At 38.4% G+C, this 17,115-nt stretch carries 22 protein-coding genes and 2 pseudogenes; 7 read left to right on the forward strand and 17 right to left on the reverse strand.

The features are described 5' to 3' along the window. The first annotated feature begins 8 nt into the window (after nucleotides 1-8). Nucleotides 9-992, forward strand: coding sequence for a GMP reductase (gene guaC, locus KO561_RS14240; protein ID WP_231093939.1), 984 nt, complete (start codon nucleotides 9-11; stop codon nucleotides 990-992). A gap of 41 nt (nucleotides 993-1,033) precedes the next feature. Here guaC and KO561_RS14245 read toward each other — a convergent pair whose 3' ends face one another. Further along, nucleotides 1,034-1,345: a hypothetical protein gene (locus KO561_RS14245; protein WP_231093940.1), complete on the reverse strand. Its 312-nt coding sequence runs from the start codon at nucleotides 1,343-1,345 to the stop codon at nucleotides 1,034-1,036. 171 nt (nucleotides 1,346-1,516) lie between these two features. After that, nucleotides 1,517-2,503, reverse strand: a complete 987-nt coding sequence (locus tag KO561_RS14250; RefSeq protein WP_231093941.1) for an iron-hydroxamate ABC transporter substrate-binding protein — start codon at nucleotides 2,501-2,503, stop codon at nucleotides 1,517-1,519. Nucleotides 2,504-2,682: 179 nt separating this feature from the next. On the opposite strand from KO561_RS14250, the gene KO561_RS14255 reads away from it, so the two are divergent. Next, nucleotides 2,683-3,732, forward strand: a complete 1,050-nt coding sequence (locus tag KO561_RS14255) for a FecCD family ABC transporter permease (protein WP_231093942.1) — start codon at nucleotides 2,683-2,685, stop codon at nucleotides 3,730-3,732. Further along, the gene (locus KO561_RS14260) at nucleotides 3,732-4,736 is read left to right on the forward strand and encodes a FecCD family ABC transporter permease (RefSeq protein WP_231093943.1); all 1,005 of its coding nucleotides are present in this window, start codon (nucleotides 3,732-3,734) and stop codon (nucleotides 4,734-4,736) included. The genes KO561_RS14255 and KO561_RS14260 overlap by 1 nt, the downstream gene beginning before the upstream one ends. 355 nt (nucleotides 4,737-5,091) lie before the next feature. Here KO561_RS14260 and KO561_RS14265 read toward each other — a convergent pair whose 3' ends face one another. The 8 genes from KO561_RS14265 to KO561_RS14300 form a co-directional block, all read right to left on the reverse strand. Continuing rightward, a complete protein-coding gene (locus KO561_RS14265; protein WP_231093944.1) occupies nucleotides 5,092-5,499 on the reverse strand; it encodes a hypothetical protein in 408 nt (135 codons plus the stop codon). 93 nt (nucleotides 5,500-5,592) lie between these two features. Then, on the reverse strand, nucleotides 5,593-6,111 hold the full coding sequence (locus tag KO561_RS14270; protein ID WP_231093945.1) for a hypothetical protein: 519 nt from the start codon (nucleotides 6,109-6,111) through the stop codon (nucleotides 5,593-5,595). Between the two features lie 106 nt (nucleotides 6,112-6,217). Further along, the gene (locus KO561_RS14275; RefSeq protein ID WP_231093946.1) at nucleotides 6,218-6,481 is read right to left on the reverse strand and encodes an NUDIX hydrolase; all 264 of its coding nucleotides are present in this window, start codon (nucleotides 6,479-6,481) and stop codon (nucleotides 6,218-6,220) included. Beyond that, entirely contained in the window at nucleotides 6,471-6,659 is a 189-nt protein-coding gene (locus tag KO561_RS14280) for a hypothetical protein (RefSeq protein ID WP_231093947.1), read from the reverse strand. The genes KO561_RS14275 and KO561_RS14280 overlap by 11 nt, the downstream gene beginning before the upstream one ends. Before the next feature lie 14 nt (nucleotides 6,660-6,673). Next, nucleotides 6,674-6,820, reverse strand: a complete 147-nt coding sequence (locus KO561_RS14285; protein ID WP_231093948.1) for a hypothetical protein — start codon at nucleotides 6,818-6,820, stop codon at nucleotides 6,674-6,676. 220 nt (nucleotides 6,821-7,040) lie between these two features. Further along, nucleotides 7,041-7,367, reverse strand: coding sequence for a hypothetical protein (locus tag KO561_RS14290; protein WP_231093949.1), 327 nt, complete (start codon nucleotides 7,365-7,367; stop codon nucleotides 7,041-7,043). Nucleotides 7,368-7,377: 10 nt separating this feature from the next. Next, the gene (locus KO561_RS14295; protein ID WP_231093950.1) at nucleotides 7,378-7,926 is read right to left on the reverse strand and encodes a class I SAM-dependent methyltransferase; all 549 of its coding nucleotides are present in this window, start codon (nucleotides 7,924-7,926) and stop codon (nucleotides 7,378-7,380) included. 5 nt (nucleotides 7,927-7,931) lie between these two features. Continuing rightward, nucleotides 7,932-8,171, reverse strand: coding sequence for a hypothetical protein (locus KO561_RS14300; protein ID WP_231093951.1), 240 nt, complete (start codon nucleotides 8,169-8,171; stop codon nucleotides 7,932-7,934). Between the two features lie 731 nt (nucleotides 8,172-8,902). On the opposite strand from KO561_RS14300, the gene KO561_RS14305 reads away from it, so the two are divergent. Beyond that, on the forward strand, nucleotides 8,903-10,729 hold the full coding sequence (locus KO561_RS14305) for an IS1182 family transposase (RefSeq protein WP_331000791.1): 1,827 nt from the start codon (nucleotides 8,903-8,905) through the stop codon (nucleotides 10,727-10,729). On the opposite strand, the pseudogene KO561_RS14310 reads toward KO561_RS14305, so the two are convergent. Continuing rightward, a pseudogene (locus tag KO561_RS14310) lies at nucleotides 10,633-11,358 on the reverse strand (TerC family protein); the annotation flags it as partial. The gene KO561_RS14305 and the pseudogene KO561_RS14310 overlap by 97 nt on opposite strands. A 394-nt stretch (nucleotides 11,359-11,752) precedes the next feature. Here KO561_RS14310 and KO561_RS14315 point away from each other — a divergent pair. Together KO561_RS14315 and KO561_RS14320 are read left to right on the forward strand one after the other, a co-directional pair. Continuing rightward, nucleotides 11,753-11,911 (forward strand): hypothetical protein, encoded by a 159-nt coding sequence (locus tag KO561_RS14315; RefSeq protein ID WP_231093953.1) that lies wholly within the window; start codon nucleotides 11,753-11,755, stop codon nucleotides 11,909-11,911. Nucleotides 11,912-12,809: 898 nt separating this feature from the next. Next, nucleotides 12,810-13,868 carry an LCP family protein gene (locus KO561_RS14320; RefSeq protein ID WP_231093954.1) on the forward strand — a complete coding sequence of 353 codons (1,059 nt, stop codon included), beginning with the start codon at nucleotides 12,810-12,812 and terminating at the stop codon, nucleotides 13,866-13,868. 76 nt (nucleotides 13,869-13,944) lie between these two features. On the opposite strand, the gene KO561_RS14325 is transcribed toward KO561_RS14320, so the two are convergent. From KO561_RS14325 to KO561_RS14340, 4 genes and pseudogenes are all read right to left on the reverse strand, one after another. Next, complete coding sequence (locus KO561_RS14325) at nucleotides 13,945-14,391, reverse strand: NUDIX hydrolase (RefSeq protein WP_231093955.1); 447 nt, start codon at nucleotides 14,389-14,391, stop codon at nucleotides 13,945-13,947. Continuing rightward, nucleotides 14,388-14,818, reverse strand: a pseudogene (locus KO561_RS14330) (NUDIX hydrolase). The gene KO561_RS14325 and the pseudogene KO561_RS14330 overlap by 4 nt, the downstream one beginning before the upstream one ends. A gap of 46 nt (nucleotides 14,819-14,864) precedes the next feature. Then, complete coding sequence (locus KO561_RS14335; protein ID WP_331000792.1) at nucleotides 14,865-15,326, reverse strand: helix-hairpin-helix domain-containing protein; 462 nt, start codon at nucleotides 15,324-15,326, stop codon at nucleotides 14,865-14,867. An 81-nt stretch (nucleotides 15,327-15,407) separates the two neighbouring features. After that, nucleotides 15,408-15,605 carry a hypothetical protein gene (locus KO561_RS14340; protein WP_231093956.1) on the reverse strand — a complete coding sequence of 66 codons (198 nt, stop codon included), beginning with the start codon at nucleotides 15,603-15,605 and terminating at the stop codon, nucleotides 15,408-15,410. 167 nt (nucleotides 15,606-15,772) lie between these two features. Here KO561_RS14340 and KO561_RS14345 point away from each other — a divergent pair, with 167 nt between their 5' ends. Further along, nucleotides 15,773-16,213, forward strand: a complete 441-nt coding sequence (locus KO561_RS14345; RefSeq protein WP_231093957.1) for a hypothetical protein — start codon at nucleotides 15,773-15,775, stop codon at nucleotides 16,211-16,213. Between the two features lie 3 nt (nucleotides 16,214-16,216). Here KO561_RS14345 and KO561_RS14350 read toward each other — a convergent pair whose 3' ends face one another. Together KO561_RS14350 and KO561_RS14355 are read right to left on the reverse strand one after the other, a co-directional pair. Then, nucleotides 16,217-16,723: a GNAT family N-acetyltransferase gene (locus KO561_RS14350; protein WP_231093958.1), complete on the reverse strand. Its 507-nt coding sequence runs from the start codon at nucleotides 16,721-16,723 to the stop codon at nucleotides 16,217-16,219. A 27-nt stretch (nucleotides 16,724-16,750) separates the two neighbouring features. Beyond that, nucleotides 16,751-17,101 (reverse strand): hypothetical protein, encoded by a 351-nt coding sequence (locus KO561_RS14355; RefSeq protein WP_231093959.1) that lies wholly within the window; start codon nucleotides 17,099-17,101, stop codon nucleotides 16,751-16,753. Nucleotides 17,102-17,115 lie beyond the last annotated feature (14 nt).

The following is a 17,115-nucleotide window of genomic DNA, read 5'->3' on the forward strand; positions in this document are numbered from 1 at the left end:
TGTGCAGCATGGAAAACGTATTTGATTATGAAGATATTCAACTAATTCCCGCAAAATGTATAGTGAACAGTCGTTCTGAGTGTAATACAAGTGTGACTTTAGGTGGCCATACATTTAAACTTCCAGTAGTTCCTGCTAATATGCAAACCATCATTGACGAGAGAATCGCCGTTTATTTGGCAGAGCAAGGTTACTTTTATGTGATGCACCGTTTTGAACCAGAAACTCGTACTTCCTTTATTAAAAACATGCAAACTCGCGGTTTGATTGCTTCGATCAGCGTAGGGGTGAAGGAAGATGAATACCCTTTTATTGAACAATTAGCCGCAGAACAGCTTATACCTGAATTTATTACGATTGATATTGCGCACGGCCATTCTAATGCCGTTATTAACATGATTCAGCATATAAAAAAACACTTACCACAAAGCTTCGTAATTGCTGGCAACGTTGGTACTCCAGAAGCAGTCCGAGAGCTAGAAAATGCTGGAGCCGATGCCACAAAAGTCGGAATCGGACCTGGTAAAGTTTGTATTACAAAAATTAAAACAGGATTCGGTACTGGAGGTTGGCAGTTAGCTGCACTTCGATGGTGTGCCAAAGCAGCAAGCAAACCGATTATTGCAGATGGCGGAATTCGTACACACGGAGATATCGCTAAATCCATTCGTTTCGGTGCAACTATGGTGATGATCGGCTCTCTCTTCGCCGGCCACGAAGAGTCTCCAGGTGTAACGATTGAAAAAGACGGTAAACTTTATAAAGAATACTTCGGATCTGCATCCGAATATCAAAAAGGTGAAAAGAAAAACGTCGAAGGTAAAAAAATGTATGTGGAGCACAAAGGCTCTCTTGAGGATACCCTTATCGAAATGGAGCAAGATCTTCAATCCTCTATCTCTTATGCTGGAGGAAATAAATTAGATGCCATTCGTAATGTAGATTATGTGGTTGTAAAAAATTCCATTTTTAATGGCGACAAAGTGTATTAAGTCTTTCTGGTGAGCGGGTGGAAACTTGCTCACCTTTTTGCTTAAAGGAAATAGTAAAAGATGGTTGCAAGAGTAGCCACGATGAAGTAAATGATGGAAGCAAAAAATACAATGGTAGGTTGAAAGGCAATTTTTTCTGTTTGCTGCTTCATTCCAGTTTCCCCTTGAATTTCTGCTGAAATAGAATTCGTGAACACTCCGCCTGACGACTGGAAGAATGCTACCATCGCTACACCTACAACAGCGACTAAGAAGAAATATTCCATAAAGGTTCCTTGTAACAGTATTGCTACAAGCCAAGTTACCAAGGTTAGTGTCACCCACGTTATGATTGGCCATATTATTTTTTTCAATTGGTTTCCTCCTTTTTTACAAACCATGATCTCCTTTTCATACGAATTAGTCGTGATAGGGTTTCAAAATATTGGAATTTCCAATAAAATAATGGGTCAATTGCCACAGAATGAATCCTCTGTAACACAAAAAACTGGAAGCGTATGCTTCCAGTTTCTCCTATCCGTTGTTTATTTTGCTAAATCTTCTAATGCATAATCAATCATTTTGCTGTTTGCTACAGGGCCTGTGTATAACCAGCTTGTCGTACCAGGATATTCGTAAATGTTTCCGTTTTTGACAGCCGGAATGTTTTGCCAAACTTTATCCTCTAGCATCTTAGCGCCAGTACCTTGATCGCTATTTACTAAGAAAATGTGATCGGCATCTAGTTCCGCTAATTTTTCTAAAGAAATCTCAGACCAGTTTTGTTCCGTACTCTGTGAAATTTCTTTTACCACATTCGGAACACCTAATCCAAGATCGTTATATAAAACGTCTCCACTAGAGAGGTTTTCACTTACCACATAGAATGTATTCCCAACTAACCAAATAGCAGCAACTGTTTCATCACCAATAGCTTCGTTAATTTGTTCTTTCGCATCCGCTGCTTTTTTCTCATACTCATCTAACACTTCTTGTGCTTTTTCTTCCATACCAAAGACTTTACCAATCTCTTTTAACTCGTCTCTCCATGCATTGTTTTGCTCGCTTCCAATTACATAAGTTGGGGCGATTTTATTATATTGATCATATTTATTTCCCTCTACCATCGTAGCAGAATCCATAATAATAAGATCTGGTTCAAAGCTCGCCACCGCCTCATACGGGAGGTCATGTGGAATAGTAGGAACATCTTTTAAAGAGTCTTGTAAATAATCTTGAATGCTTGCTCCATCTTGTACTGACCATTGGGCAACTGGTGTAATGCCAAGCGCTACTAAGTAATCTTCTAAATAAGAAGCAATAACCTTTTTCGGTTCTGCAGGAATCGTCACTTCATGTCCCATCGCATCTGTTAATGTACGATCTTCAGCTTTTTCTTCTGTTTCTGTTTGCTCCTTGTCCTTGTCGGCATCTGAAGCATTGTCATCTGTTTCATTCCCATTGCCACAAGCTACAAGGAATAAAAAGGCAAACAAACTCGCAACCATGTATATGTACTTTTTCTTTTTCATGATGTGTATCCTCCTAGTTTCTTTCTCTATGATATTCAAATGATAACAATTATCATTATCATTTACAAGAGATTTTTTATTTGGATTGGCAAACGTTCTCTACTATAATTGCCCCTTCTCTTCCTTTATATTATAATGATAATGATTCTCATTGCAATAATGAACAAGGAGTATTTCCTATGACCATACATACATCCACAGATGACGAAACAAAAGAACGCTCTAATATCGTCTCAAGGCCTGTCGTTGCAAGCCTTATCATATTTGGTGGACTAGGCTTATTAGTTCTCACGATGAGTTTATCCATATTATATGGTGCTGCCAATATCCATTTTTCTACGATTTGGGATAGCATCTATGCTTTCGATCCTTCGTCTACTTCACATCAAATCATTCGAGGACTACGAATCCCAAGGGCATTAGCCGCTGCTTTGATTGGCGCAGCTTTAGCCATGTCCGGTTCTATTATGCAAGGGATGACTCGAAATCCGCTTGCCTCTCCTTCTATTATGGGGGTAACAGCTGGGGCTACGTTCATGATGGCTGTTGCTTTAGCCGTTTTCCCTCAATCCTCTCTGATCATGATGATGTTTTGGGGGTTTATGGGGGCTGGATTGGGTACAGGTATTGTTTTTGTCGTAGGCTCGATTTCTAAAACTGGATTAACTCCAGTAAAGCTAGCACTTGCAGGTACTGCTGTTACCGCCATTTTGAGTTCCCTGTCTACGGCTATTACGATTCATTTTGATGTCGCGAAAGATATTAGCTTTTGGTATGCAGGCGGAGTCTCTAGTGTTCAATGGGTCCACGTTCAGCTATTGGCGCCTGTCGCTCTTATCGGATTTATTATTGCCATTTTCCTAGCAGGCTCCATTACCGTTCTAAACCTAGGAGATGATGTTGCCAGAGGACTTGGGCAACAAACCCTTGTTGTCAAATTGATCGGTACTCTAGTCGTCCTTCTTTTGACAGGGGCTGCTGTGTCTGTATCTGGAACGATAGGATTCATTGGATTAGTCATCCCACACATCACCCGCTTTCTTGTCGGTGTGAATTACCGATGGATCATCCCCTGTTCCGCAATCTTAGGGGCTATCCTTTTGGTTGTCGCGGATACGATATCCAGGATGATTAACCCGCCATTTGAAACACCAGTTGGTACGGTAACCGCCATCATAGGTGTTCCCTTCTTTTTATACTTAGCACGACGTGAAGGGAGAGGCTTGTAATGAAAAGGCCAACAAAAACGTGGATCGTTGCAATTACTCTCATTCTTGCTATTCTAGCTACTTTATTAGTCAGCTTAAACATGGGAGTAATCCGAATTACACCCCTTCAAGTCTTGCAATCTCTGTTGGGGAATGGAAGCGAACAAGATTCCTTGGTCCTTTTCCAATTTCGTTTGCCACGGATGGTGATCGCCTTACTAATCGGAGCTGGCATGGCTATCTCTGGAGCAATCTTGCAGAGTGTCACCCATAACGAATTAGCAGACCCTGGAATTATCGGAATAAATGCTGGTGCTGGGTTCTTCGTAGTTCTGTATATTTATTACTTCCAAGACAATATGCTGGGACTAGGTGCGCTCTCTGTCTATATTTTACCCTTATTCGCCCTAGGGGGGGCACTGATTGCAGCCATTTTAATTTACGCGATCTCCTGGAAGAATGGGATAAACCCGATTCGCCTAATCTTAGTCGGGATTGGGATTAACAGTATGTTCGCTGCACTAATCATTATTTTCCAATTAAAAATGGATCCGGATGATTTCACTCGTGCAACTGTATGGCTATCTGGAGATATTTCTGGTTCAGATTGGACCTATGTGCTTGCATTGTTGCCATGGATTTTGATTTTACTTCCATTTTCCTTTTATAAAACAAAATCTCTAAATACGCTTTATCTCGGAGATGATGTAGCTAAAGGCTTAGGAACAAGAGTGGAAGGAGAAAGAAGAATTCTACTTTTTATCGCAGTTGCCCTTGCCGGTGCATGTGTGTCCGTTGGAGGTGGTATTGCTTTTATCGGGCTCGTTGTTCCTCACTTATCAAGAAAATTAGTTGGATCCACTCACGAGTCTGTATTACCAATCTCCGCATTAATGGGTGCTCTGCTACTCGTATTGGCGGACACAATAGGGCGAAATATTTTAGCACCATCGGAGATTCCCGTTGGATTAATCGTTTCGGTCATCGGTGGAAGTTATTTTGTATATTTGTTGATGAAGTCGTAAAGAAAAGAAGGGATTCCCTTCTTTTTTTATTTACTCGTATTTTGGCACACGTTTATATTTAATAATCAACAATAAGGCTACACTAATTAAACTGAATAGGGAGACATGATTACTGGTTATACCATACACTACTGTATTCGTAAGACTAGTAAATAGATTCAAAAAATAGCCTGTTAGAAAACTAGCGTATAAAATGATGAATACTGTATTCGAAAAGGAACGTTTTACATTTCGATGAGATGATTTCTTTCTATCTGGAAGGGTTTGCGAAATTTATCTTAAGAGACCGATTGTTAATCCAACCTACACTATAGCTGCGATCATGTATCCTAACCAGTCAGTCATATAGATCCTCCTAGTCGCCCAAAGGCTGCTCAATCTCTCTTACTAACTTCCACGAATTGTCTACTACCTGCCAGTTTTCCATCGTAAACAATCTGGAAAGTATCTGCCCATCCTTCTCGATTGCCTGTTCGTAGAATACGATTGCATGCTCATTATCCTTTAATCGAATGACTCTATGATCAAACCGTTTAGTAGCTCCTAAAAACTGTTGGACCGATTGCTTCATTCCGCTTATAGCATCATCCTTGTTAAAGAAAAACGGCTTTTCCTTTACACTTGCAAAGAAGGCTACATAGTACTCTTCATCCATAAGCTCGACAGCAGATGTGTCACCAGATACCATTGCTTCATTCCAGCTATTGATAAATTTATCGTGGAATTTAGTAAACTCCATTAAGCTTGTTTCTGCGGAATTCATATTCACCCACCCTTTCTTTTAACAAATCCTAGTCATATTGCCCTTTCATGTTTTGAAGAAATACTCACCCGAATAAATTACGGAAAGCTACAACTACATTTTCAGTTGGGACTTCACATTCTCTATGTAATTATGAAACTCATCTTCGTCATAATCACTGACTTCTTCGTTATTTAATCTCGACTGGATGTACTTTAAATCACTCTCTATGATCTGAATATTATCCCAAGTCTTTTGGCTAACCTCCCATTCATTTTTTAGACTTGTAGATATTTCGTTCAGTTTGGTTACATAGCTCTTTAACAATGGACGAAGCTCTGATGTTCCAACATCCTTGTCATTTATCTCGTAAAGTCTAGTCCATACCATGGAATTTTCTAAATCTTCCTGCGCTTTATATAAAAACTCTAAATTTTTGCTTTGGGCACCAACTTTTTTCTCTTCTTTAAATTGTTTAATGCTTTCCAAGGCAGTACCTATATTATCCATTGAAATACCTTCAAGTGCTTGATTTCTCAATTCAGATTCTTTTCTATCGTTTTTGTAATCTGTATATAATGTAAGCAACGTAAAAGCTATTATAAAAACTGCACCCGCTATTTTCTTTTTCATGAAATATCACCTGCAATAGAATCGAAGTTTTTTAAAAGAACCCTTCTTAAACAATTATCATAATTAACTACTCTCCTAAAACATTGAGCATTAGTGCGAATCATGTTTACAGGTTAATAACCTCTTCCGCTTCCTGAATACTTTCCTTTAACCAAATTGGAGCGTTAGGATGTTTCATAATCTCCTCTGTTGTCATCCAGTAGATAGCCTCCACTTCATCCGGGCTTTTTGGATAGGGTTCCCCTGTTTCTATTTCACAAAGAAAAACGATATTAAGGACATCTAACCCATTCTCTAATTGAAAAGAACTACTTCTAACATATTGAAAACTGCAAACATGTAAAATTTCCTCTCCACAATTAATTCTCATTCTTAAACACTTTTCTCAACACAATACCTATAGATGACCCAATCATGCCAGCAATACTGAGATTAACAGCAAAATTCCAATTGAAGGGCTCATTTTGCCAATTACTCATTAGAATCTCTACTAAAAAAACTCCAGTGATAAACGGAACCCATGCTTTTAATAACTCCTTACTGGCCAAATATGACCCTCCTATCAATGTTCTTCTTGTTTGACTAGTACCTCACGCAACTTCCTAATCTCGTCGGTTTGAGCTAAAATATTATGATTCACTTTCTTCAACGCATCAAATACAGCAAAAATTGCGAAAAAGATCATGACGCCAATCAATGTGTTCAGCATTTGCCCTCTCCCCCCTACTCACTTCGATCCTTCTTTTTAACATCTAAATACTCCCATCCATAGTAAACAATCCAAAACAAGCCAATTACAATGAATGAGTACAATTTCTTATCTTGTGGCAAGAAACTATATACTATTAAAGTGAAAATCAAAAATGGAGGCATAAGTATCCAATAGCGTTTTTTATTAAACATATTTTTTCTCCCTTATGTTGTAAGATTCAAGTATTTGTATTCTCGTAATCTTGTAATAATTTCTTTCTTCTTAATAGAAAAATGATAACTAGAATTAATTCTCCAACAAATAAGAGCGCTATTCCTAAAGCAATACCCAAAACGTATAGAAATTCATTCACACCCCAACTAAAAAGTGACCAACCAACAATCCCCAAAATACCAATTACTAAGTTTATCGCACCAGCTACCACAATTTGCGACCCCAGAATTCCTGTTTTCCTTATCATAAAAGCCCCATATTTATAGCTTCCAAACGTGGTGGCAATCATATAAACAACATAGACCAAAACTGCAAAATCAATCTGATTCATCCAACCATCCTTATCTTTTTACAGCATCCACAATAACGGATGGGAACTTAACTTGATCATGGTTTCTAGGATCTATCTTTTTCGAGCGAAAAATGACGCCATCTTTTTCATCCCAGTCTTTGAAATGAAACACTCCTTCTTCATCACAGTACTCTAATAGTTCCACATTAAAACCGGCCGCCTCAAATAAAACCGTTAACGTATTATATGTATAAACAACCTTATGGCTTGCCGCTGGATGATCTTCTGGACCAGGACCTCCCACTTTCACTGTTTCTTGATACGTCCTATCCGGAAAATATCCGTCTGGAACCGCACAGCGAATATACCCCAATGGCTTTAAAAACTGATAACAGATCTTTGCCGCTTTCAGCCCTTCTTCAAAAGTAAGGTGCTCCCAGACGTGTTCCGCTAGTATAGCGGATATAGAACCGCGTTCAAAATCCCAAGTTTCTTCGTCTAGTAGATCCAATTCCTCTTCTTGGGTATGTATCCAACCGGGATTATTGTTATAAAGACCAGCACCAATAACTACTTTTATTTCATTTGTTACATTCATCCGTCTCACCTACTACGATAATAGTCGACTACCTCATCTATTTTAATTGTTAATTCCTCGTTCTCTTTATTTAGTTGTTCGATTTGTTTTTGCAGTTCTTTATTTTTTTCTTTGTAAACCCGGACGGTCAGCCCCAATGTAATGAAAAAGATTAGAACCATAAAGTCTCCCATATCACTAAAACCTTCAACCTTCAGAGGGGAAACTAGCAAAAAATTTACCGGAACCAAAGTTACTAAGATCATGAAAGCCCTCCCTTTATTACTTTCATTCTCCTTTTATTCTAACATATCCTTCCAGGTGTGAGTTTTACATTCCGTAACCTCTCCGGAAGTATATGTTAAGATGAAGAAAAAGACTATTGGGAGGTATTCGTGATTTATACCATACTGAGCCATATAGCTTTAGCTGTTATAACTGTATGTTTATTAAATTATGGAAGGAATCACTACGTTTTTGGTATTTTACTTCTTATATGTCTGTGGGTGATTTATGACTACATGAAGATGTTAGAAGTAAAAGCTGGAGTAAATAATAAAACAAAAAGACTTGGCCTTTGTAGCTTCTTTATTGCAGGGATTATTGGTATCCTAATCATTTTCTTATAAGTATTTTATAAATTGGTGTGTGATGTACATTGTTCTTTCTATCCCCTTTGTTCATTTCTGGAATTATCTTTATCCTATCTCTTTTTAAATCTATACCAGGAAGAATCAAAAGATTACAGCGCCGCTATTCATTTTAATTTAGACTTCCATAGCAATCATCATTATAGCCTTTTGTTTAGCATTTATTCTTTTCAAACAACAAAAAAAGAGGCTGGGACAAAACCCAGTAACTAAAAAGAGTGGCACCCACACCATAAACCAGTGAGTGTCACTCTTTTTTTAATAAAATCCCAAAAAAATGTACGCAAAAAGGATACCTTCTGATAATGTTAAAGTTACCACACCCAAACAGAATCGGAGGTATCCTTATGTTTAAACAGTATAACATGAATCAAGTCATTTTGCCGCTAGATTTGGAAATCAAACTTCAGAAAAACGATATCGCCTATGCCGTCCATGATGTCGTGGAAGCTATTCCAGATGAGGCATTCACTGGATTTCTGCGTGAAACGGGATGTCCGGCTTATCATCCGCGCATGATGATGAAAGTGGTTTTATGTGCTTATACGCAGTCGGTGTTCTCTGGCAGAAAGATCGAGGGATTACTGAAAGACAGTGTCCGGATGATGTGGCTGGCCCAGGGGTATGAACCAAGTTACCGGACAATTAACCGTTTCCGTGTCCATCCGGAGGTAAAGGAACTATTGCGTCAGTGCTTTGTCCAATTCCGTTGTCAGCTTGTCCGAGAAAACGTCATCGAGGAAGAAGCCATTTTTATTGACGGAACGAAAATCGAAGCGAATGCCAACAAGTTTACGTTTGTCTGGCGCAAAGCGACGGAAAAGTACAGTTCCCGTTTAGTGGAAAAGTCTAACCGGATGTATGAAGAACTGTTGGAGAAAGAAATCATTCCGGAAATAGAACGGGAAAGTATGGAGGAACTATCCAGCCAAGAACTCGAAAAAGTGGTGGAAAAGCTGGAGGAGACGGTTGGTGAATATGATAAAAAGATAGAAGCAAGTGAAGACGTAAGCGAACGGAAACAGCTTCGTTCTGAGCGCAAAACCCCTAAACAATACGGCAAGCAATTCAAGGATTTTGTGGTGCGCAAACAAAAATACCAACACGATATGGCCATCTTCGGAGAGCGCAACAGTTATTCGAAAACGGATCACGATGCCACCTTCATGCGCATGAAGGATGATTACATGAAAAACGGCCAGCTCAAAGCCGGGTATAACGTGCAACTTGCGACAGAAGGACAGTATGCGCTCGCTTATGACGTGTTTCCGAATCCAACGGATACGCGTACCTTCACACCTTTCCTGGATAACATTGAGGAACACTTCTTTGACCTACCCAACTATATTGTCGCGGATGCCGGCTATGGGAGTGAACAAAATTACGAAGACGTCATCGAAAATCGGAAACGCACGCCATTGATTACGTATAACCAATACCGGAAAGAAAAGAAAAAGAAATATAAGCAGGATGCCTTTAACGTAGCCAATTGGCATTACGATGAGATCGAAGATGCGTTTACGTGTCCAAACGATAAAAAATTAACATTCCGCTATCTATCCAATCGAACAGACCGATATGGTTATACAAGAACATATAACGTCTATGAGTGTGAGGACTGTTTCGGTTGTCCGTTACGTTCGCAATGTACGAAAGCGAAGGAAGGAAACAATCGAAAGATCTATTATAATGAAAAGTGGGAAAACCAAAAAGCATATACGAGACAGCAGCTTTCGGAAAAAGAAACGGGGAAAATCTATGGCAAACGCAAAATAGATGTAGAACCCGTCTTCGGATTTCTGAAGGCTAATTTGCGTTTCACCCGTATGTCGGTGAGAGGTAAAGAGAAAGTAGAAAAGGAACTGGGATTTGCATTCATGGCGGTAAACTTGAGAAAGTACACGGCCATGAATGCAAATCCAACCATAGATGGTGACCATAATTCAAACCAAAATGGTTCCCATCATCGAAAACCGATGATGGGAACCATTTTTAGGTTATTCTTGGCTAGTTATGTCCCAGCCTCTTCTCAAGATTTTTATTCAGCTTCTTTTACTACAGAAGCTTTCTCGTCTGGTTTTTTCTCATTAGATAAGAACCAACCACCTACTGCGATTAGAAGCATGACACCCCAGAAAATGGACTTCCATATTGGCCCTTCCACAAAGTCATGAGGGATGATGTGTACAGACTCGTGAGCCAAAGTGTGCATGAGTAATTTAACTCCTACCCAACCAACTAAAATCATTGCTGCAGTCTCTAAACTTGGACGTTCAGTAAGTAACTTAACGAAAATTCCGGCTGCAAATTTAATAACAATTAAACCTGCAACAGCACCCAATACGATGACGGTGAACTTAGCTCCATCCATACCTCCAATCATAGGGAGAGGGGTATCCGGTAATGCAATAACCAATGCTACGGCTGCAAGAATAGAGTCAATCGCAAAAGCAATATCAGCAAAGGCGATCTGAACGACTGTCATACCATAGCTTTTTCCCTTCCGCTCGCCCTCTTCTTTATGTCCTTTAAACAAGTGCTTTAAAGCGATGAACATAAGATATGCAGCACCAAGAGCTTGCACCTGCCACACGTGGAAAAGAAATGAAATGATAAAAATCGCACCGATTCGAAAAACGAATGCGAGCATAAGTCCAATATTAATAGCTTTCTTTTGCTGATCCTCCGGTAAGTGCTTCGCCATAACTGCCAACACCAAAGCATTGTCAGCTGAAAGAAGACCTTCTAATGCGATTAATACAATTAAAATCCATCCATACTCTACTAACAATGATGCTTCCATATGACCTCCTAAGTCCTACTGAACCCACAAAAAGTTAACGTTACGAAGGGTCCTTTATGTAATTTATAGTTCCATTTGCTACTTCATCCTTCTAAAATGGCGCCCATCCTCCTTAATTTTGGTAAAATTGCAACTTTTCTTGCATAAGTTACGTATCCTTATAAGAGGTGATTCCTATTCGGTATGTTAAAAAGCCTTTTCATAAAATGCAGGCTCTATTAAACTCTAAGTAGGACCGAATGAAGATTTAATTATGCAACTAGAAACTCCTGAAAATCATATCATATTTGGTATAAATGGGGAAACCATAACCTTTTTAAGTAGAAGTCCAATTTAAAGAAGGCGAAGATTACCGATGACGAGCTGAATCTCAAAAAAGTAAGGAGTGTTTACGTTGAGTGATAACTCTAACAGAGATTTGAAACAGAGAAAAGTTCGAAAACGAGAAGTGTTTATTGAATTATTGTCCTGGATTCCCGAAATCATTGTATGGCCGATTCGATTAGTGCTTTGGATTTTTAGAGACTTGGGAAAATTGTTTGATTTTATGTAATTTTGTATCCAAAGTCTCTTCCTAAATCTTTCTTTTGATAACAGATATTACGATACCTTGAACGATAAACGTAAGGAGGACGAGAACCCATACACAATCCCTGTATGGAAAAACTTCATTAATGTCCTTGTTGAATAATTTCTGCGACTTGTTTTTGCGACCACTTTTTCTCTGCACGAAGGATCGCTAGGCGGTTTTCTAGACAACCTGAAGCCTTTAATCCCACAATTTATCTCTCCAAGGTACCTTTATGTAAAGGTAATATTTTTAACTATAAGTAAACTGTTTTTTACGTATTATGATGGCGAATAATTAGAATTTATGTTGTAAGAATATAACTAAATGAAAGGAAAGTAAGAACTCTAAAAATACTCACCACACTACCGTATTCATAAGTATTGCTGGACTGCTCATATACATAATTACAGATGATGGATTCCAACTTCAAATTACAAATGAGACAGATCAAGAGATATCCGATTTGACTATAACCCCCGACTATATAAAAGCTGATATTACCATTCCTCCAATCGCACCAAATGAGACTTACAATTTCAACGTAGATCTTACAAAACATTTTTTAGAGAACTTCAGATAATCCTCTCTGAAGATATTGTATAAGGATTTGAAAGGCAACACACAGGAGGAAACGGTGATTGGATACTTTGAAAAGGGGTACTCTGGCGAGGCGGGCATTACGATTTGGTCAAAAGATGCAAGCGGGATAATGGAGATTGAGGTGAAAAACGAGACGAGTATTTACTAGAGTTATGAGAAAAATCCCCATATATACCTACAAAAAAATCTATAAAACTATGTTACTCTTTTAATATCCATATAAAAAGAACAGAGCGCCTTTTACCGACGGACAAACCAACAAAAAGTGAGGTCTATTGTTGTGCCGGGATTACGAACAGAAATGAGAAAAGCACAAAAGAAGAAAAGAAGAAAGTGGTTCTATTTCATCACGGTTCCTTTACTTTTTATTGCTGGATTTGGTCTGTATATCTTTTATGAGACATACAGTGCAGCTAAAGAAGCCTACGTAAGTTTGGATCGTGATGATGGAAAATCAGATTTAAGAGAAGAACAGGTCACAATCGGAGATGAACCCATTTCCATTCTGTTAATGGGTGTTGAGGATTATTCGTCAAATGGACAACATGGTCGTGCAGATACGCAGATTGTGGTAACCCTTGATCCTAAAGAAAAGAAAATGACGATGACTACGGTTCCCCGTGATACGCAAGTTGAACTAGATTCTCCAAAAGTCTCTGAAAGATTCGCTGGCACCCACAAAATTACAGAAGCTTATACATTCGGAAGTGAGTCTGGATATGGCGGGGACAAACTTGTTGTCGAAACAGTAGAAAAGCTTCTAGACATACCGATTGATGAGTTTGTTACCGTAAATTTTGATGGGTTCCGAGATATAGTGGATACTTTAGGCGGAGTAACAGTTGATATTAAAAAGGGATTTTGGGAAAAGAACATTTATGACCATAATAATAGAATCTACTTTGAACCAGGTATCGCTAAGCTTGATGGAGAAGAAGCACTTGCTTTCGTCCGTATGAGAAAAAGAGATGTGGCAGCCACTTATACAAGAGACGAGCGACAAAGACAATTTATAAAAGCTGCCATTGATGAAGCTATTTCTGCTGGGACACTTTTTAACATCGGCGAAATTTCTGATATCTTGGGGGAAAATATTAATACAAGTCTAAAACCTAAAGAGATTTTCACTTTACAAAAAATGTATAGTAAAATGGACGCTTCCTCCATTAAAACCTATACGATTGAAGGGGTTAATGACAAAGTGAATGGCAAATATTATTTTTTCCCTGATGAAAACGGATTAGCTCAAACCACTCAAAAGTTAAAAGAGGAACTTGGGTTATCGGATGTGATGGAGTCTGGTAGTGAATCAGAGTCTGCGGCTGGGGATGCAAGCTAAAAAACATAACATTGTTTTCAACAGAAACGGGGAGCTAAGGACAGCTCCCTTTCGCTTATTTTGTTATCGTTATCGTTCAAAGCTCTTCTATAACAGAATCTAGATACGTACGATATTCTTCCGTCAGATTATTTGGTAATTGATCAAAATCGAAAAACCTTACCTCTAAAGATTCATTCTGATCGATGTTCCATTCCCCATTAAAATCTCGGGATATATAAACAGCAGTAACAGAATATAGTTCATCTCCATTATCCACTTTGAAGTAGAATTCTGGACCAGAGAAAACATTCACCAAGTATAGCTCTCCTACTACCAGACCGGTCTCTTCCTTCACTTCTCTTCTTGCTGCCTCTTCTAAGCTTTCCCCTAATTCCATAAGACCACCAGGTAATCCCCATCCCCCATCTGTTCTATGTTGTAACAATACTTGATTTTTATTATTTATTAACACCACAACGGCTCCTGGTAAGATTAGCGGTCGATGTCCAACCTTCTCTCGCAACTCTTCAATATAATTCATTCGTTCCACATCCTTTGGAAACTAAAATTACTTTTCACTTCATTAGAAAAAAATTGTATCTTCCTTGCCACTTCCTTAGGCTTAACTTCAATAGTCGATAATTTATCTACATCCACCCAAACAGGTATGTACTCTCCTCTATTTCGACCTGTAAACTCTTCTCCATTACCAGACCCAAAGATCCGCCAACTATATCAGCTGTGAAAAAATGTTGGCAACCGTTATACTGCACTTCTAAGAAATAATCGATTATTTCAATCTCAACGCCTAATTCTTCCATAACTTCTCTAATAGTTGCTTTTTCAGGTGTTTCTCCTTCCTCAATGCCTCCACCCGGAAACACATAATATACTTTTCCTTCTTTTATTCTTTTAATCAATGCTACCTTGTTATTTTCAATCAATACAGCGGATGCTCTGTCTCTCATTGGTTTTCTCTCTTTCCTACCTTCAATATAGAAGTTAGCTTTGCTCTCACTCATACCAAGCCATTTTAGGCCTAGAACCTGGATAGCCATATGTCTCGCGATATCGCTTTCTTTCTTCTGTAAAATCAAACCACTGCTTGTCCACACGAAATGTATTAGCATAGTAAATGACGCAGCGAATCTGGTCCTCCACACAAGGATCCGTCCACACACCTAGTTTCTCTTCTAATTGATCAAGTAGTTCTGCTCCGTCTTTACTCTTAATATCATCCAACGAGTAAAGCTCAAGTTTAAAAACCAATTTTTCTGCTAATTTAATTCCAATAGAAGGTACAACCTGAAAGTCTGCTAAACCTTTTAAGATTTTCGAACGCTCCTCTGATACTTCCAATATGTCTATAATGTTAGTCAAACCTAATTTATTAAAATCGCTTATTTTAATTTTATGATATCTGAGTTTTTGCTTCTCTTCTTGTGACAGCGGTAGCTTCGGTCTTTTATTACTCACTATGCATGAACCTCCAATTGACTTAGATATTTATTCTATAAAAAGTGCGTTCATCCTCTTGGATCAACGCACTTCTTATATTTATCTTTTTGCATCTTGAGTTGTCTCTTTTTCCTTAACAGGCATCTTCATCCCTGTAAAAGGGTTCAACTCATAGGTCATATCACGTTCATTTTCTTCCTCTGTCTTACGTACATTTTTGCCAAGTGCGATGAAGTAAAAAATCATAGGTAAGAGTGTTGCTAAAAGGATTAATCGAGCAATCCACTCTGAAGACATCCTCATACACCTCCTCTATTTTCACTCGCAAGTCTGCTTATCTTATTTACGATTATCTAAAGATAAAAGTTTCATTTTTCTAGAAAACGGTTACTTTTTTTCATCGTTTAATAACTCATTTATATGTTTAAGATATAAATATCGAACACAAAGGGATGAAGGTGATTTTGTTGACGTTTCGTGGGGATGCACATAAGTTTTATTTAAAACTGAGAGAAGTAAGTAAAGATACAGATTCGTTTAAACAGGTAAAAGAATTGGAAGAAATCCAAAAAATAAAAGACTTTTATAACACTATGGACAATCCTACCTTAAAGCTCGTTTATTTTCGTATAGTCAAAGAAAGAAACGGAACGGGAATGATACCGGTATTTGTAACAGCTATTCCCTGGTTTCTCTTTTTATTTTCGGGTAAGTTACAAGAATTCCTATTCCAACATGGCCATTACCTTTGGCTTTTATTTGGAATATTTTATATTTTGACACTTACTGCAAGTGTTCTTGTTCACTTTAAAGAAAAGGCATGGGCTGTGATGCACATTGAGATTATTCAAGATATTATCGCGGAAAGAAATGAATCAGGTGACTCATCTCCAACAGAAAACTAGGGATTACTTTATCAGCCTAATATCTTCCCACCCATATGCAGTTTCCAGTAACTTTGTACCAGCAATTTGAATGGGTTTAGTGTCCACAACACGACCACCTATTCTTTCATAAAAATGGCGAGCGTTATTGTCACTTAGAACCCAGACAAGCATGGAATCCAGATTTTCCTCCCGTAGTTGGTTCACGACTGCTTTTACGAGGTCCAGTCCTATCCCTTGAGATTGATGATGCTCTAGCAAATAGATGGCGTACAGCTCCCCTTCATAGATGTAATCTCCTGTCCTTTCTTTTCCTCCATTCGCAAATCCGACAATATCCCCATTTTCTGTTACCGCTACAAATACGTCCGTATCCTTCATGTTCTGAATCCATAGTTTCTCCCGTTCTTCATAGGATAACTTGCTCAAATATTCCTGTGGCACCATATTTCTATACGTACTTCTCCAACTATCAACGTGGACTTTGGCAATTCCTTTTGCATCGGATAAGTCTGCTTTTCTTATTTTCATGAAAATCCCTTTCTTTTTGAAAATTACTCAAAGCTTATTCTGTAGAGTTTCCTTTTTAAGATTAGTTGTTAAAACCAGCGTCCACCAAAAAACCAGGAACAAATAACCCATCAGTGCAAAAAGAGACCAAAAGGAACCTTGTTGCACTTGAGACATAAAGTGCTCCCATTCATTTGTGTTAATCGGTCTTTCAATACTGTTTATCAGACTTATGATTGGAACGAAAACTGTAAAACAAATTGCTACAATAGGCAAAACCAGTTGCTTCTTTTTATAAAGGTGAGCGGTTGCCACAACAAATGTCACGAAAAGAAAGAGGTAGTAAATAATCCATATCCAACCCGCAATTGATTCCCAATACACCATTTCACCTTCCATTCATCTCTTCTTTC

Origin of the sequence: Radiobacillus kanasensis (genome assembly GCF_021049245.1) — a bacterium.
Classification (GTDB): Bacteria; Bacillota; Bacilli; order Bacillales; family Amphibacillaceae; genus Radiobacillus; species Radiobacillus kanasensis.

Bases quoted from the DNA above. Each gene is read 5' to 3' on its own strand.
- KO561_RS14340 (WP_231093956.1), bottom strand. From the start codon at position 15,605: ATGTCTTCAGAGTGGATTGCTCGATTAATCCTTTTAGCAACACTCTTA.
- KO561_RS14325 (WP_231093955.1), bottom strand. From the start codon at position 14,391: ATGAATTATATTGAAGAGTTGCGAGAGAAGGTTGGACATCGACCGCTA.
- KO561_RS14305 (WP_331000791.1), top strand. From the start codon at position 8,903: ATGTTTAAACAGTATAACATGAATCAAGTCATTTTGCCGCTAGATTTG.
- KO561_RS14295 (WP_231093950.1), bottom strand. From the start codon at position 7,926: ATGAATGTAACAAATGAAATAAAAGTAGTTATTGGTGCTGGTCTTTAT.
- KO561_RS14265 (WP_231093944.1), bottom strand. From the start codon at position 5,499: ATGAATTCCGCAGAAACAAGCTTAATGGAGTTTACTAAATTCCACGAT.
- KO561_RS14355 (WP_231093959.1), bottom strand. From the start codon at position 17,101: ATGGAAGGTGAAATGGTGTATTGGGAATCAATTGCGGGTTGGATATGG.
- KO561_RS14250 (WP_231093941.1), bottom strand. From the start codon at position 2,503: ATGAAAAAGAAAAAGTACATATACATGGTTGCGAGTTTGTTTGCCTTT.
- KO561_RS14300 (WP_231093951.1), bottom strand. From the start codon at position 8,171: ATGATCTTAGTAACTTTGGTTCCGGTAAATTTTTTGCTAGTTTCCCCT.
- KO561_RS14270 (WP_231093945.1), bottom strand. From the start codon at position 6,111: ATGAAAAAGAAAATAGCGGGTGCAGTTTTTATAATAGCTTTTACGTTG.
- KO561_RS14275 (WP_231093946.1), bottom strand. From the start codon at position 6,481: ATGAGAATTAATTGTGGAGAGGAAATTTTACATGTTTGCAGTTTTCAA.
- KO561_RS14255 (WP_231093942.1), top strand. From the start codon at position 2,683: ATGACCATACATACATCCACAGATGACGAAACAAAAGAACGCTCTAAT.
- KO561_RS14290 (WP_231093949.1), bottom strand. From the start codon at position 7,367: ATGAATCAGATTGATTTTGCAGTTTTGGTCTATGTTGTTTATATGATT.
- KO561_RS14350 (WP_231093958.1), bottom strand. From the start codon at position 16,723: ATGAAAATAAGAAAAGCAGACTTATCCGATGCAAAAGGAATTGCCAAA.
- guaC (WP_231093939.1), top strand. From the start codon at position 9: ATGGAAAACGTATTTGATTATGAAGATATTCAACTAATTCCCGCAAAA.
- KO561_RS14285 (WP_231093948.1), bottom strand. From the start codon at position 6,820: ATGCTGAACACATTGATTGGCGTCATGATCTTTTTCGCAATTTTTGCT.
- KO561_RS14260 (WP_231093943.1), top strand. From the start codon at position 3,732: ATGAAAAGGCCAACAAAAACGTGGATCGTTGCAATTACTCTCATTCTT.